Annotated in this window: 10 protein-coding genes; 5 read left to right on the top strand and 5 right to left on the bottom strand. The window is 62.1% G+C overall.

Annotated features, from left to right (window positions below; genetic code table 11):
- Positions 1-122 precede the first annotated feature (122 nt).
- The 3 genes from CD58_RS06495 to arcD (CD58_RS06505) form a co-directional block, all read right to left on the bottom strand.
- Entirely contained in the window at positions 123-1,133 is a 1,011-nt protein-coding gene (locus CD58_RS06495; protein WP_025212232.1) for an ornithine carbamoyltransferase, read from the bottom strand.
- A gap of 71 nt (positions 1,134-1,204) precedes the next feature.
- Positions 1,205-2,461 (bottom strand): arginine deiminase, encoded by a 1,257-nt coding sequence (gene arcA / locus CD58_RS06500; RefSeq protein ID WP_025212233.1) that lies wholly within the window; start codon positions 2,459-2,461, stop codon positions 1,205-1,207.
- A 33-nt stretch (positions 2,462-2,494) separates the two neighbouring features.
- Entirely contained in the window at positions 2,495-3,922 is a 1,428-nt protein-coding gene (gene arcD, locus CD58_RS06505; RefSeq protein ID WP_025212234.1) for an arginine-ornithine antiporter, read from the bottom strand.
- Between the two features lie 383 nt (positions 3,923-4,305).
- Here arcD (CD58_RS06505) and arcD (CD58_RS06510) point away from each other — a divergent pair, with 383 nt between their 5' ends.
- On the top strand, positions 4,306-5,733 hold the full coding sequence (gene arcD, locus CD58_RS06510; protein ID WP_025212235.1) for an arginine-ornithine antiporter: 1,428 nt from the start codon (positions 4,306-4,308) through the stop codon (positions 5,731-5,733).
- 218 nt (positions 5,734-5,951) lie between these two features.
- Here the strand turns inward: arcD (CD58_RS06510) and CD58_RS06515 are convergent, their stop codons facing one another.
- Positions 5,952-7,298 carry a CoA transferase gene (locus CD58_RS06515; RefSeq protein WP_025212236.1) on the bottom strand — a complete coding sequence of 449 codons (1,347 nt, stop codon included), beginning with the start codon at positions 7,296-7,298 and terminating at the stop codon, positions 5,952-5,954.
- 254 nt (positions 7,299-7,552) lie between these two features.
- Entirely contained in the window at positions 7,553-8,554 is a 1,002-nt protein-coding gene (gap, locus tag CD58_RS06520) for a type I glyceraldehyde-3-phosphate dehydrogenase (RefSeq protein WP_025212237.1), read from the bottom strand.
- A gap of 218 nt (positions 8,555-8,772) precedes the next feature.
- On the opposite strand from gap, the gene edd reads away from it, so the two are divergent.
- The 4 genes from edd to CD58_RS06540 all read left to right on the top strand — a co-directional run bounded on the left by edd (position 8,773) and on the right by CD58_RS06540 (position 13,924).
- Positions 8,773-10,599 carry a phosphogluconate dehydratase gene (gene edd / locus CD58_RS06525; protein WP_025212238.1) on the top strand — a complete coding sequence of 609 codons (1,827 nt, stop codon included), beginning with the start codon at positions 8,773-8,775 and terminating at the stop codon, positions 10,597-10,599.
- Positions 10,596-11,555: a glucokinase gene (locus tag CD58_RS06530; protein ID WP_025212239.1), complete on the top strand. Its 960-nt coding sequence runs from the start codon at positions 10,596-10,598 to the stop codon at positions 11,553-11,555. Before edd ends, CD58_RS06530 begins: the two co-directional genes overlap by 4 nt.
- Before the next feature lie 178 nt (positions 11,556-11,733).
- A complete protein-coding gene (locus CD58_RS06535; RefSeq protein ID WP_025212240.1) occupies positions 11,734-12,465 on the top strand; it encodes a response regulator in 732 nt (243 codons plus the stop codon).
- Positions 12,455-13,924 carry an ATP-binding protein gene (locus tag CD58_RS06540; RefSeq protein WP_025212241.1) on the top strand — a complete coding sequence of 490 codons (1,470 nt, stop codon included), beginning with the start codon at positions 12,455-12,457 and terminating at the stop codon, positions 13,922-13,924. Before CD58_RS06535 ends, CD58_RS06540 begins: the two co-directional genes overlap by 11 nt.
- Positions 13,925-13,966 lie beyond the last annotated feature (42 nt).

A 13,966-nucleotide genomic window follows, 5' to 3' on the forward strand; every position in this document is an offset into this window, starting at 1 on the left:
GTGGGAGCGGGCTTGCTCGCGAAGACGGAGTAACAGGCACAGTTATTTCGACTGACCCACCGCTTTCGCGAGCAAGCCCGCTCCCACATTGGATAGCATTCCAGCTTGGGATCGGGCGACGTTTAGATATCCGCCAGCGCCGACACCAGGATCGCCTTGATGGTGTGCATGCGGTTTTCCGCTTGCTCGAAGGCGATGTTGGCCGGGGATTCGAAGACCTCTTCGGTGACTTCCACGCCATTGGCCAGGTTCGGATAGCGGGCGGCGATGTCCTTGCCGACCTTGGTTTCGCTGTTATGGAACGCGGGCAGGCAGTGCATGAATTTCACCCGTGGGTTACCCGAGGCTTTCATCATCTGCGCGTTGACCTGGTAGGGCAGCAGTTGCTCGATGCGCTCATCCCAGGCTTCCACCGGCTCGCCCATGGACACCCAGATGTCGGTGTGGATGAAGTCCACGCCCTTGACGGCTTCCTTCGGGTCTTCGGTGATGGTGATGCGTGCGCCACTTTCGACGGCGAAGGCCTGGCACTGGTCGATGAAATCCTGATGCGGCCACAGGGCTTTTGGTGCGCCGATGCGCACGTCCATGCCCAGTTTGGCGCCGATCATCAATAGCGAATTGCCCATGTTGTAGCGGGCGTCACCCAGGTACGCGTAGCTGATGTCATGCAGCGGCTTGTCGCTGTGTTCACGCATGGTCAGGGTATCGGCGATCATCTGGGTGGGGTGGAATTCGGCAGTCAGGCCGTTGAACACCGGCACACCGGCGAACTTGGCCAGTTCCTCGACGATCTCCTGTTCGAAGCCGCGGTACTCGATGGCGTCGAACATCCGCCCCAGGACGCGGGCGGTGTCTTTCATGCTTTCCTTGTGGCCGATCTGCGACGACACCGGGTCGATGTAGGTGACGTGGGCGCCCTGGTCATGGGCCGCCACTTCGAAGGCGCAGCGGGTGCGGGTCGAGGTCTTTTCGAAGATCAGCGCGATGTTCTTGCCCTTGAGGTGCGGCTGTTCGGTGCCGGTGTATTTGGCACGCTTGAGGTCGCGGGACAGGTCCAGCAGGTAATGCAGCTCGCGGTTGGTGTGGTGCATCAAACTCAGCAGGCTGCGGTTGCGCATGTTGAAAGCCATGATGTGGATCTCCTTGGGTTTCGGTTATCCCCTGGGCGGCTATCGGGTCGATACCCGCCCAGGCTCAAAGGTCAGTAGTCGATCGGGTCGCGAATGATCGGGCAGGTCATGCAGTGGCCACCGCCGCGGCCCCGGCCCAGCTCGCTGGCGCTGATGGTGATGACTTCCACCCCGGCCTTGCGCAGCAGGGTATTGGTGTAGGTATTGCGGTCGTAGCCGATCACCACGCCCGGTTCCAGGGCCACCACGTTGTTGCCGTCGTCCCATTGTTCGCGCTCGGCGGCGAAGCTGTTGCCGCCGGTTTCCACCACCCGCAGTGCCGGCAGCTTGAGAGCGGCGGCCACGGTGTCGAGGAAGCTGCCGTCCTCGCGGCGTACGTCGATGCCGCCGGGCTTGCTCTCGTCAGGACGCAGGGAAAACGCGACGATCTGGCTCACCACTTCGGGGAAAATCGTCACCAGGTCGCGGTCGCAGAAACTGAACACGGTGTCCAAATGCATGGCGGCGCGGGATTTCGGCAGGCCGGCGACGATCACCCGTTCCACGGCGTTGTGCTTGAACAGGTTCAGCGCCAGTTGGCCGATGGCTTGGCGGGACGAGCGTTCGCCCATGCCGATCAGCACCACGCCGTTGCCAATGGGCATCACGTCGCCGCCTTCAAGGGTCGCGTTGCCATGCTCCCGGTCGGGGTCGCCGTACCAGATCTGGAAGTCGGCCTGGGTGAACTCGGGGTGGAATTTGTAGATGGCGCTGGCCAGCAGGGTTTCCTGGCGGCGTGCCGGCCAGTACATCGGGTTCAGGGTGACGCCGCCGTAGATCCAGCAGGTCGTGTCGCGGGTGAACTGGGTGTTGGGCAGCGGCGGCAGGATGAAGCTGGAGTGCCCGAGGAAGTCGCGGAACATCTGGATGGTCTTGCCACCGAAGCTGTCCGGCAGGTCGTCGGCCGAGACGCCGCCGATCAGGAATTCGGCGATATGGCGCGGCTCCAGGCTGCGCAGCCACGAGCCGACTTCATTCACCAGGCCCAGGCCCACCGAGTTGGCGGTGATCTTGCGCTGCAGGATCCAGTCGAGGGCTTCGGGAATGGCGACGATGTCGGTCAGCAGGTTGTGCATTTCCAGTACGTCGATGTCGCGCTCGCGCATCTTGGTGACGAAGTCGAAATGGTCGCGCTTGGCCTGGTTGACCCAGATCACGTCATCGAACAGCAGCTCGTCGCAGTTGTTCGGGGTCAAGCGTTGATGGGCCAGGCCTGGGGAACACACCATGACTTTGCGTAATTTGCCGGCTTCGGAATGAACGCCGTATTTCACTTTTTCTGTGGTCATTACAAAGATCCTCCAGATAAAACAATCAGTCAGTTACAGGGTCAGGAAGCCGTCGTAGAGCCCGTAGGCGGCCACCAGGGCGCCTGCGACTACTGCAGCGAAAATCAGCTTCTCGACAGCGGTGAAAACCGGTTTGCCCACCTCGAGCTTGGCCTTGGCGAACAGGATCGCGCCGGGCGCATAGAGCAGGGCGGAGAGCAGCAGGTACTTGATCCCGCCGGCGTACAGCAGCCACATCGCGTAGATCAGGGCGATGGCGCCGATGACCAGGTCCTTGCGGCGTTCGGCCAGGGCGTTCTGATAGGTCTCGCCGCGCACCGCCAGCAGCACGGCGTAGGCCGCCGACCACAGGTACGGCACCAGGATCATCGAGGTGGCGAGGTAGATCAGTGAAAGGTAAGTGCTGGCCGAGAACAGGGTGATGACCAAAAACAGCTGGACCATCGCGTTGGTCAGCCACAGGGCGTTGGCCGGTACGTGGTTGGCGTTCTCGCGGCGCAGAAACTCGGGCATGGTGTGGTCTTTGGCGGCGGCGAACATGATCTCGGCGCACAGCAGCACCCAGGACAGCAGGGCGCCGAGCAGCGAGATGATCAAGCCGACGCTGATCAGCACCGCGCCCCAGTGACCCACCACATGTTCCAGCACCGCGGCCATCGACGGGTTCTGCAACTTGGCCAATTCCGGCTGGGTCATGATGCCCAGGGACAGCACGTTCACCAGCATCAGGAACAACAACACGGTGATGAAGCCGATTACGGTGGCCTTGCCCACGTCGGTGCGTTTTTCGGCGCGGGCGGAGAAGATGCTCGCGCCTTCAATGCCGATGAACACCCACACGGTGACCAGCATCATGTTGCGCACCTGGTTCAGCACGCTACCCAGGTCCGGGTTCTTCAGGCCCCAGATGTCAGCGGTAAAGATATCCAGCTTGAAGGCGAACACGGCGATCAGCACGAACAGCACCAGCGGCACGACCTTGGCAATGGTGGTCACCAGGTTGATGAACGCCGCTTCCCGGATGCCGCGCAGTACCAAAAAATGCACCGCCCAGAGGAGCACAGACGAGCCGATCACTGCCGCTACGGTGTTGCCCTCACCAAAAACCGGGAAGAAATACCCCAGGGTGCTGAACAGCAGGACGAAGTAACCGACGTTGCCCAGCCAGGCGCTGATCCAGTAACCCCACGCCGACGAGAAACCCATGTAGTCGCCGAAACCGGCCTTGGCGTAGGCATAGACACCGCCGTCCAGATCGGGTTTGCGATTGGCCAGGGTCTGGAACACGAAGGCCAGGGTCAGCATGCCGACGGCGGTAATCGCCCAGCCGATCAGCACGGCACCGACGTCGGCGCTGGCGGCCATGTTTTGTGGCAGGGAAAAGATCCCGCCGCCGATCATGGAGCCGACAACCAGGGCAACCAACGCACCCAATCGAAGTTTTCCGGGGGTATCAGACATTCGTGAGACTCCAATGCAGGAGAAGAGAGTCGACAGCCTAAGTCGATTTGAAAGTTGAGTTTCTGATCTGGATCAGTGCATGACAACATTCCATTGTTATTTAAGGGGTTAAAGCTTTCTTTATGTCCAAAAGTTGTCTGGGAGGCCTGTTTCAGAGGCGCTGGGGAGTGGGTTTCATCTACCACAGGGTATTCAAGCTAGTTGATTTATCTGCAGCCGTAATTATTTTGTAGGCGGCTTTCATGACAAAAATAATTCTGGGTCATAGCCTTTTTTATTAGCGTCTTGGAGAATGGCCGGCTAATAAGGCCGTGGACTTTGATTGCATGGCGTTATTCAAAAACGTTATGTCGCTTTATTTACTTAATTGACAGTGAGAAAAGATGCCGCAGCCCATTGAAAAGTTACGACTCGGTGCGCTGGTCGCACTGGTGGTGGGGTCGATGATTGGCGGCGGAATCTTTTCCCTGCCGCAAAACATGGCGGTCCACGCCGATGTCGGGGCGGTGGTGATCGGCTGGGCGATTACCGCCGTCGGCATGCTGACCCTGGCCTTCGTGTTCCAGACCCTGGCCAATCGAAAGCCTGAACTGGACTCGGGTGTCTACGCCTACGCCAAGGCCGGCTTCGGCGACTACCTGGGCTTCTCTTCGGCGTGGGGCTACTGGATCAGTGCCTGGATGGGCAACGTCGGCTATTTCGTGTTGCTGTTCAGCACCCTGGGGTACTTTTTCCCGGTGTTCGGCCAGGGCAACACGCCAGTGGCCATTGCCTGTGCATCGTTGCTGTTGTGGGCGGTGCATTTCCTGGTATTGCGCGGCATCAAGGAGGCGGCGTTCATCAACCTGGTGACCACCATCGCCAAGGTCGTGCCGCTGGTGATGTTCATTGCCATCGCCGCTGTGGCGTTCAAGGCCGAGGTGTTTGCCCAGGACATTTGGGGGACGATGAATCCGGACCTGGGCAGCGTGATGGACCAGGTGCGCAACATGATGCTGGTCACGGTGTTCGTATTCATTGGCATCGAAGGCGCCAGCGTCTATTCGGCGCGGGCGGAAAAACGCGCGGACGTCGGGCGCGCCACCGTGATCGGCTTCCTCGGGGTCCTGGCGCTGCTGGTGCTGGTGAACGTGTTGTCCCTGGGCATCATGAGCCAGCCCGCACTGGCGCAGTTGCAGAACCCGTCCCTGGCCGGTGTGTTGGAACACATCGTCGGGCCTTGGGGCGCGTTGTTGATCAGCCTGGGCCTGGCGGTGTCGCTGTTGGGGGCGTTGCTGTCCTGGGCGCTGCTGTGCGCCGAAATTCTCTACGCCACCGCCAGGGACAAGACCATGCCAGCGTTCCTGACCAAGGAAAACGCCAACCATGCGCCGGTCAACGCGTTATGGCTGACCAACGGAATGATCCAGCTGTTTTTGCTGATTACCCTGTTTTCCGCAGGCACCTACACCAGCCTGATCTACCTCGCATCATCGATGATTCTGGTGCCGTACCTGTGGTCGGCAGCCTATGCGGTGTTGCTTTGTGCACGGGGCGAAACCTATGGACAGGCCTCGGCCCGGCGCTTGAAAGACCTGTGCATCGGTGGCGTTGCGCTGTGCTATGCCGTGTGGCTGCTGTATGCCGGTGGCGTGAAGTACCTGCTGCTGTCGGCGCTGCTTTATGCACCGGGGGTCATCCTGTTTGCCCAGGCCAAGCGCGAGCAGCGGCAGGCGTTATTCACCCATGTGGAAAAAGGCATTTTCGCCTGCGTGATGTCCGGGGCGGGCGTGGCGGCGTATGGGTTGTACAGTGGATTTTTGACGTTGTAAGGCGAAGGTTGCTTTCTAGCGAGTTAGAGGCGGTCAGTGTGGCGAGGGGATTTATCCCCGCTGGGGTGCGAAGCGCCCCCAGAGAACGTTCGTGATTTTCCTGGCACACCGAGGCGCCAGGTTTCAGGGCCGCTTCACGCCCCAGCGGGGATAAATCCCCTCGCCACAACGGATTGTGATCGACACGTTGGCAAGGTTTGCTCGCGATTGGGCGGCCATCACCATTGTGGGCGATGAGCGCCCAGCTCGGCTGCTGGCAGTGCCCATTGCAACGGCGTTCCGGTGATTTTCAGCGGCACTTGCAGCCGATGGGCCGGTCCCCACGGCGTTTGTTCTATCAGCAACCCTTGGTCGTCATCGTCTTCAGGCCGCAATGCGGGCTGGGCGTGCGCTCCCTGTTCAATCAACAGCTTCGCCGTGCGGGCCAATGACAGACGTGCCGAGCCGCCGCGGCCGCTTTCCAGGCGTCGGGACAACAACACGATGGCGCTGGCGGCCATCAGGTACCCAGTGCCGTGGTCCAGTGCCTGCACCGGCAGCGGGGCCGGTTTGTCGGTGTGTTTCCAGGCCATGCCAGCTTCGGCGATGCCGCTGCTCATCTGCACCAGGCTGTCGAAGCCACGCCGGTTCTGCCACGGCCCGCTCCATCCATAGGCGTTGAGACTGACGTCGATCAGGCCCGGGGCCAGTTGCCGGCGTTGCTCGACACCGTAGCCCAGGCATTCCAGGGCGTCGGCGCGATAGCCGTGCAGGAGAATGTCGGCGTCCTTGAGCAATGCCTCGAATGCCGCGCGGTCGTCGGGTTGCTGCAAGTCGAGGCGGGTGCAGCGTTTGCCGAGGGTGACCTCCGGCACCACGCCGGGTTCGTTCCAGGTCGGCGGGTCGACGCGCAAGACATCGGCGCCCAGGCCTGCGAGGAAGCGGCTGGCGATGGGACCGGCCAGCACGCGGGTCAGGTCCAGCACCTTGAGGCCGGCCAGTGGCTGGGCCACGGAACCGAGCCAGGGCTGGTGCTGTTCGTCGACGCTTTTGTCCAGGTGCACCAGCGGCTCGGCATTCACCGCCGTGCCCTGCGGATGTGCCTGCCAGGCCTGCCACGAACGCATCTGGGCGGCACAACCGCCGGCGTCGACCACCGCTTGTTCCAGTTCGGCCTTGTTCCAGCGGGCCACTTTGCTCGCCATGTCGGCGCGATCGATGCAGGGGCCGAGGACTTTTTCGGCGGCCAAGCGGTGATGCGGCGCGTTGGTGTGCAAGCGAATCCAACCGTCGGCACTGGCATAGTCGCCGGCCACCGGGTCCCACATCGGCGGCACGCTCCAGCCGATGGGGCGCAGGGATGTGGAGAACCAGAACGAGGCCAAGCGCCGGTCAACCTCAAGGGGCGATAGGCGACCGGTTTGCTGGCGGATGAGCTCGGCGGCGGCCTGGCCGGCTGCCGCGATGCTGGCACAAGCCAGCTCCGTGACGGCGAATGCCGAGGGCAGGGCGCCTTCGCCAATGAACGGGATCGGGGTCGTGGGCAAGCCGAGCGCGGCTTGCATGGACGTGAGCAGATCGGTCATCGAAGGCCCTCCAAAACGAGAGAGCGAGCATAGATCAAAAATCTGTAGGGAGCCCGCTTCGCGCCCCAGCGGGAGCAAGCTCCCTCGCCACGGGAATGGCCATGGATAGGCTCTGGTCGGGACCAGATCCACAGGTTGCCCAGCCCCATGCCCCTGTGGGCTTGCTCGCGGAGCAACAGGCACAGTTATTTCGACTGACACGCCGCTTTCGCGAGCAAGCCCGCTCCCACAAAAAGCTGAACTGCCGTGTTCAGTTATTCCGCGTTACACAACGCCAGGCAGTTATCCAGCATGCGGTTGGAGAAGCCCCATTCGTTGTCATACCAGGCCAGTACCTTGAGCAGCTTGCCGCTGGCCTTGGTGTGGTTGGCGTCGAAGATCGACGACAGTGGGTTGTGGTTGAAATCGCTGGAGACCAGCGGCAGGGTGTTGTAGCCGAGGATTTTCGAATGCTGGCTGGCCTGGCGCAGCAGCTCGTTGACTTCCTCGGCCGAGGCTTCGCGCTTGAGTTGCACGGTCAGGTCCACCAGGGACACGTTGATCACTGGTACACGCACCGCCATGCCGGTCAGCTTGCCCGCCAGTTCCGGCAGTACCAGGCCCACCGCTTCGGCGGCGCCGGTCTTGCTCGGGATCATGTTCTGGGTGGCCGAACGGGCGCGGTACGGGTCGGTGTGGTAGACGTCGGTCAGGTTCTGGTCGTTGGTGTAGGCGTGGATGGTGGTCATCAGGCCACTCTCGATGCCCAGTTCGCGGTGCAGCACCTGGGCCACCGGGGCCAGGCAGTTGGTGGTGCACGAAGCGTTGGAAATGATCTGGTGGGATTGGCGCAGGATGTCGTGGTTCACGCCATACACCACGGTGGCATCGGCACCCTTGGCCGGGGCCGAAATGATCACCTTGCGGGCGCCGGCGGTGATGTGGGCCGCGGCCTTGGAGCGGTCGGTGAACAGACCGGTGCATTCGAACACCACGTCGATCTTCTCGGCGGCCCAGGGCAGTTCGGCCGGGTTGCGGATGGCGCTGACCGAGATGCGGTCGCCATTGACCGTCAGGCTTTCGTGATCGTGCTGTACATCTGCATCGAAGGTGCCGTGAACCGTGTCGAACTTGAGCAGATGAGCGTTGATCGCACTGTCACCCAGGTCATTGATGGCGACGATCTGCAAGTCGCGGCGATAGCCTTGGGTATACAGTGCACGGAGAACGTTGCGGCCGATGCGGCCAAAACCATTGATTGCAATTCGAAGAGTCATTAACTGCGCCGCCATCGATTTGTTGTTGGAATTACAAGATTATTCGCATAAAAATAGAAAACAAGCCTTTTTAGTGGCAATATTTTGTTTTATCTACAACGAGTGGCCTGAATCAACTGGTCCGAATGGTCAATAAACCGTCTGTCGCCCAACGCCAGGGGGCTTTTGACCAGCATAGACAATCAGGTCGCCACACCCGTTAGCCTGGAGTTCTACACATGCATCCCCGCGTCCTTGAGGTCACCGAACGGCTTATCGCCCGCAGCCGCGCCACGCGTGAGGCTTACCTTGCATTGATCCGTGGTGCAGCCAGCGACGGTCCGACGCGCGGCAAGTTGCAATGCGCCAACTTCGCCCACGGCGTGGCCGGTTGCGGCACCGAAGACAAGCACCACCTGCGGATGATGAACGCCGCCAACATCGCCATCGTGTCTTCCTATAACGACATGCTCTCGGCCCACCAGCCCTACGAAGTCTTCCCGGAACAGATCAAGAAAGCCCTGCGCGAGATCGGCTCGGTCGGCCAGTTTGCCGGCGGCACGCCCGCCATGTGCGACGGCGTAACCCAGGGCGAGGCGGGGATGGAACTGAGCCTGCCAAGCCGCGAAGTCATCGCGCTGTCCACGGCGGTGGCGTTGTCCCACAACATGTTCGACGGCGCGCTGATGCTCGGTATCTGCGACAAGATCGTCCCGGGCCTGATGATGGGGGCGCTGCGCTTCGGTCACTTGCCAACGATTTTCGTCCCCGGCGGGCCGATGGTCTCGGGGATTTCCAACAAGCAGAAAGCCGACGTGCGCCAGCGCTACGCCGAAGGCAAGGCCACCCGCGAAGAGCTGCTGGAATCGGAGATGAAGTCCTACCACAGCCCGGGCACTTGCACCTTCTACGGCACGGCCAATACCAACCAGTTGCTGATGGAAGTGATGGGCCTGCATTTGCCGGGCGCTTCCTTCGTCAACCCGAACACCCCGCTGCGCGATGCCCTGACTCGCGAAGCGGCGTTCCAGGTCACGCGCCTGACCAAGCAGAGCGGCAACTTCATGCCCATCGGCGAGATCGTCGATGAGCGTTCGCTGGTCAATTCCATCGTTGCGTTGCATGCCACCGGCGGCTCGACCAACCACACGCTGCATATGCCAGCCATTGCCATGGCGGCGGGCATCCAGCTGACTTGGCAGGACATGGCCGACCTCTCCGAGGTGGTGCCGACCCTGAGCCACGTCTACCCGAACGGCAAGGCCGACATCAACCACTTCCAGGCGGCAGGCGGCATGTCGTTCCTGATCCGCGAATTGCTGGAAGCCGGTTTGCTCCACGAAAACGTCAACACCGTGCTCGGTCACGGCCTGAGCCGCTACACCCAGGAACCGTTCCTCGAGGATGGCGAGCTGGTGTGGCGCGATGGCCCGATCGAAAGCCTCGATGAAAACATCCTGCGCCCGGTGGCCCGCGCGTTCTCGCCGGAGGGCGGCCTGCGGGTGATGGAAGGCAACCTGGGTCGTGGCGTGATGAAAGTCTCGGCCGTGGCCGTGGAAAACCAGATCGTCGAAGCCCCGGCCATGGTCTTCCAGGATCAACAGGACCTGGCCGACGCGTTCAAGGCCGGTCTGCTGGAGAAAGATTTCGTCGCGGTGATGCGCTTCCAGGGGCCACGCTCCAACGGCATGCCGGAGCTGCACAAGATGACGCCGTTCCTTGGCGTGTTGCAGGATCGTGGCTTCAAAGTGGCACTGGTGACCGACGGGCGCATGTCCGGCGCGTCGGGGAAAATCCCGGCGGCCATCCACGTCAGCCCCGAAGCTTATGTCGGTGGCGCGTTGGCCCGGGTGCAGGAGGGCGATATCATCCGTGTCGATGGCGTCGAAGGCACCTTGGAGTTGAAGGTGGACGCCGCGGAATTCGCAGCGCGCGAACCTGCCAAGGGCTTGTTGGGCAACAACATCGGCACCGGTCGCGAGCTGTTTGGTTTCATGCGCATGGCCTTCAGCTCGGCAGAGCAGGGCGCCAGCGCCTTCACTTCTGCCCTGGAGACGCTTAATTGAAACTGGCTTTGGTCGGTGACATCGGTGGGACCAACGCACGTTTCGCGTTGTGGAAGAACCACAACCTGGAAAACATCCAGGTGCTGGCGACGGCGGACTATGCCTGCCCTGAAGAGGCCATCCAGGTTTACCTGGCCGGCCTGGGCATGAAGCCGGGGGCCATCGGTTCGGTGTGCCTGTCGGTGGCCGGCCCCGTGAGCGGTGATGAGTTCCGTTTCACCAACAATCACTGGCGCCTGAGCAACCAGGCGTTCTGCAAGACCTTGCAGGTGGAGAAGCTGTTGCTGGTCAACGACTTCTCGGCCATGGCCCTGGGCATGACCTGTTTGCGGCCCGATGAATTCCGGGTCGTGTGCGAAGGCACCCCTGAACCGATGCGCCCGGCGGTGGTGATCGGCCCGGGCACCGGGTTGGGCGTCGGTACGCTGCTGGACCTGGGTGAAGGCCGTTTCGCGGCGCTGCCAGGGGAGGGTGGCCATGTCGACCTGCCCATGAGCAGCCCGCGGGAGACCCAGCTCTGGCAACACATCTACAGCGAAATCGGCCACGTCAGCGCCGAAACCGCCCTGAGCGGCAGCGGTTTGCCTCGGGTGTACCGGGCCATCTGCGCGGTAGACGGCCATGCGCCGGTGCTCGATACCCCGGAATCCATCACAGCAGCCGGCTTGGCCGGCGATCCCATCGCCCTGGAAGTGCTCGAGCAGTTCTGCTGTTGGCTGGGGCGTGTCGCCGGCAACAATGTGCTGACGCTAGGGGGGCGCGGCGGTGTCTATATCGTCGGCGGTGTGGTCCCGCGGTTCGCCGATTTCTTCCTTGAAAGCGGTTTCGCCCGTTGCTTCGCCGACAAGGGCTGCATGAGCGATTACTTCAAGGGCATTCCGGTCTGGCTGGTGACCGCGCCGTACTCCGGCCTGATGGGCGCGGGTGTGGCGTTGGAGCAATCGATTCCAGTTTGAAATGTGATCCCCTGTGGGAGCGAGCTTGCTCGCGATGACGGAGTGTCAGTCGCCATTGATGTTGACTGATACACCGCTTTCGCGAGCAAGCCCGCTCCCACAAAGGTTTTGTGGTGTGTTTGTAGTCCTCATCCATCAGGCATAATCCGCCCCAATCCAAACAACAAGGACGAGGCCCGTGAGTTCAGTGAACAAATCGATTTTGTTGGTCGACGACGACCAGGAGATTCGCGAACTGCTGGACACTTACCTCAGCCGCGCGGGTTTCCAGGTGCGCACCACGCCTGATGGTGCCGGGTTTCGCCAGGCGCTGAACGAGGCGCCGAGCGACCTGGTGATCCTTGACGTGATGCTGCCCGACGAGGACGGCTTCAGCCTTTGCCGCTGGGTTCGCCAGCACCCGCGCCAGGCCCACGTGCCGATCATCATGCTCACCGCCAGTTCCGACGAGGCCGACCGGGTCATTGGCCTGGAACTGGGGGCCGATGATTACCTGGGCAAACCCTTCAGTCCTCGCGAGTTGCAGGCGCGCATCAAGGCCCTGCTGCGCCGGGCGCAATTCGGCCAGGAACGCTCCGGCGGCGAAGTGCTGGCCTTCGACGAGTGGCGGCTGGACATGGTCAGTCATCGGCTGTTCCACACCGACGGTGAAGAGGTGATTCTCTCCGGCGCCGATTTCGCCCTGCTCAAGTTGTTTCTGGACCATCCCCAGGAAATCCTCGACCGCGACACCATCGGCAATGCGACCCGTGGCCGTGAGTTGATGCCCCTGGACCGGATCGTCGACATGGCCGTCAGTCGCCTGCGCCAGCGCCTGCGTGACACCGACAAGCCGCCGCGGCTGATCCGCACGGTGCGTGGCAGCGGCTATCAACTGGCGGCCAGTGTGGTTGCCAGCAATGGTCATTGACTGGGTCAAGAAAGTCGCCCGACGGGTACCGGTGCCGCGCTCGTTGTTAGGGCGGATGCTGTTGCTGACCTTGCTGGTGGTGCTGTTCGCCCAGACCCTGTCCAGCCTGATCTGGGTCTCGCAATTGCGCGCCACCCAGCTCGAAGGCCTGGTCACCAGCGCCCGTAGCCTGGCCCATTCGATGACCGCCAGCGTTAGCTACCTGCGCTCGCTGCCGGTGGCTTATCGGCCATTGGTGCTGGATCAGTTGCGCAGCATGGGCGGTACGCGGTTTGTCGTCACGCTCAACGACAAGCCCCTGGGCATGGACGTGCTGCCGGTGACGCCGCGCAAGCTGGCGGTGCTCAAGGCGGTGGACGATGTGCTGCGCCGGTCCCTGGGCAATAGCGCCGATATCTCGGTCAATTTTGTCAGCCCCGACGATCTGCGAATTTTCAACGCCGGGTTGAAACTCGACGAACTGCCCCGCTCGTGGGCCCACTACGCCTTGACGCTTGAGCCTGTGAACCCGCCAGTGCTGGTCACGCAAATCCAGATGGCGCCGGGCGAATGGCTGTACATCGCCTCGTTGCTGCCCGAACCCTACACCAGCCTCGAAGAGCAAGACCTGCCCAAGCAACAGGTCGGTTTCATCGTGCTCACCAGCAGCCTGCTGTTGCTGTTCATCGGCTTGCTGGTGCACTGGCAGAGCCGACCTCTGAAGCGCTTGGCTCGAGCGGCGCGGGACATGTCCCTGGGGGCTGAAGTGGAACCGGTGGCCGAGGGCGGCGGCAGCGAAGTGGTGGAAGTGGGGCGGGCGTTCAATGCCATGCGCGAGCGCATCAGCCGTTACCTGACCGAACGTAGCCAGTTGTTCAGCGCGATTTCCCATGACTTGCGCACGCCCATCACCCGGTTGCGCTTGCGGGTCGAGCTGCTGGAAGACGAAAACCTGCAAGCCAAGTTCGGCCGCGACCTGGACGAGCTGGAGCTGCTGGTCAAAGGCGCGCTGCAGTGCGTCAAGGACACCGACATCCACGAGAACATCGAGCCGGTGGACCTCAATCATGTGCTCGATTGCCTGGTCGAACCTTACCTGGCGCCCAACGGCAACGGCCGGGTGACCCAGGATGGTCGGGCGCTGGCGCCGTATCCCGGCAAGCCGCTGGCGCTCAAGCGCTGCATCGGCAACCTGATCGATAACGCCTTGAAGTATGGGCAGAACGCCCATCTACACATCGACGACGATGAAACCGCGTTTATCCTGCACGTCGACGACGAAGGCCCGGGTGTGCCGGAACAGCGCCTGGAGCAAGTCTTCGAGCCGCACTTCCGCCTCGCCGGCCAACAGCAGGGCTATGGCCTGGGCCTGGGCATCGCCCGCAACATCGCCCACAGCCATGGCGGCGAAGTGAGCCTGCAGAACCTGCGCGAGGGTGGGTTGCGGGTGACCTTGCAGTTGCCTCGCAGTGTGGAATAGCCGGACCGCGTCATCGTTCTTCGCGAGCAAGCCCGCTCCCAC

Source organism: Pseudomonas brassicacearum, assembly GCF_000585995.1.
GTDB lineage: Bacteria > Pseudomonadota > Gammaproteobacteria > Pseudomonadales > Pseudomonadaceae > Aquipseudomonas > Aquipseudomonas brassicacearum_A.

What these genes read in the sequence shown, in the direction of transcription:
- arcD (WP_025212234.1), bottom strand. Translation starts at nt 3,922, where the DNA reads ATGTCTGATACCCCCGGAAAACTTCGATTGGGTGCGTTGGTTGCCCTG.
- arcD (WP_025212235.1), top strand. Translation starts at nt 4,306, where the DNA reads ATGCCGCAGCCCATTGAAAAGTTACGACTCGGTGCGCTGGTCGCACTG.
- CD58_RS06540 (WP_025212241.1), top strand. Translation starts at nt 12,455, where the DNA reads ATGGTCATTGACTGGGTCAAGAAAGTCGCCCGACGGGTACCGGTGCCG.
- edd (WP_025212238.1), top strand. Translation starts at nt 8,773, where the DNA reads ATGCATCCCCGCGTCCTTGAGGTCACCGAACGGCTTATCGCCCGCAGC.
- gap (WP_025212237.1), bottom strand. Translation starts at nt 8,554, where the DNA reads ATGACTCTTCGAATTGCAATCAATGGTTTTGGCCGCATCGGCCGCAAC.
- CD58_RS06515 (WP_025212236.1), bottom strand. Translation starts at nt 7,298, where the DNA reads ATGACCGATCTGCTCACGTCCATGCAAGCCGCGCTCGGCTTGCCCACG.
- CD58_RS06495 (WP_025212232.1), bottom strand. Translation starts at nt 1,133, where the DNA reads ATGGCTTTCAACATGCGCAACCGCAGCCTGCTGAGTTTGATGCACCAC.
- arcA (WP_025212233.1), bottom strand. Translation starts at nt 2,461, where the DNA reads ATGACCACAGAAAAAGTGAAATACGGCGTTCATTCCGAAGCCGGCAAA.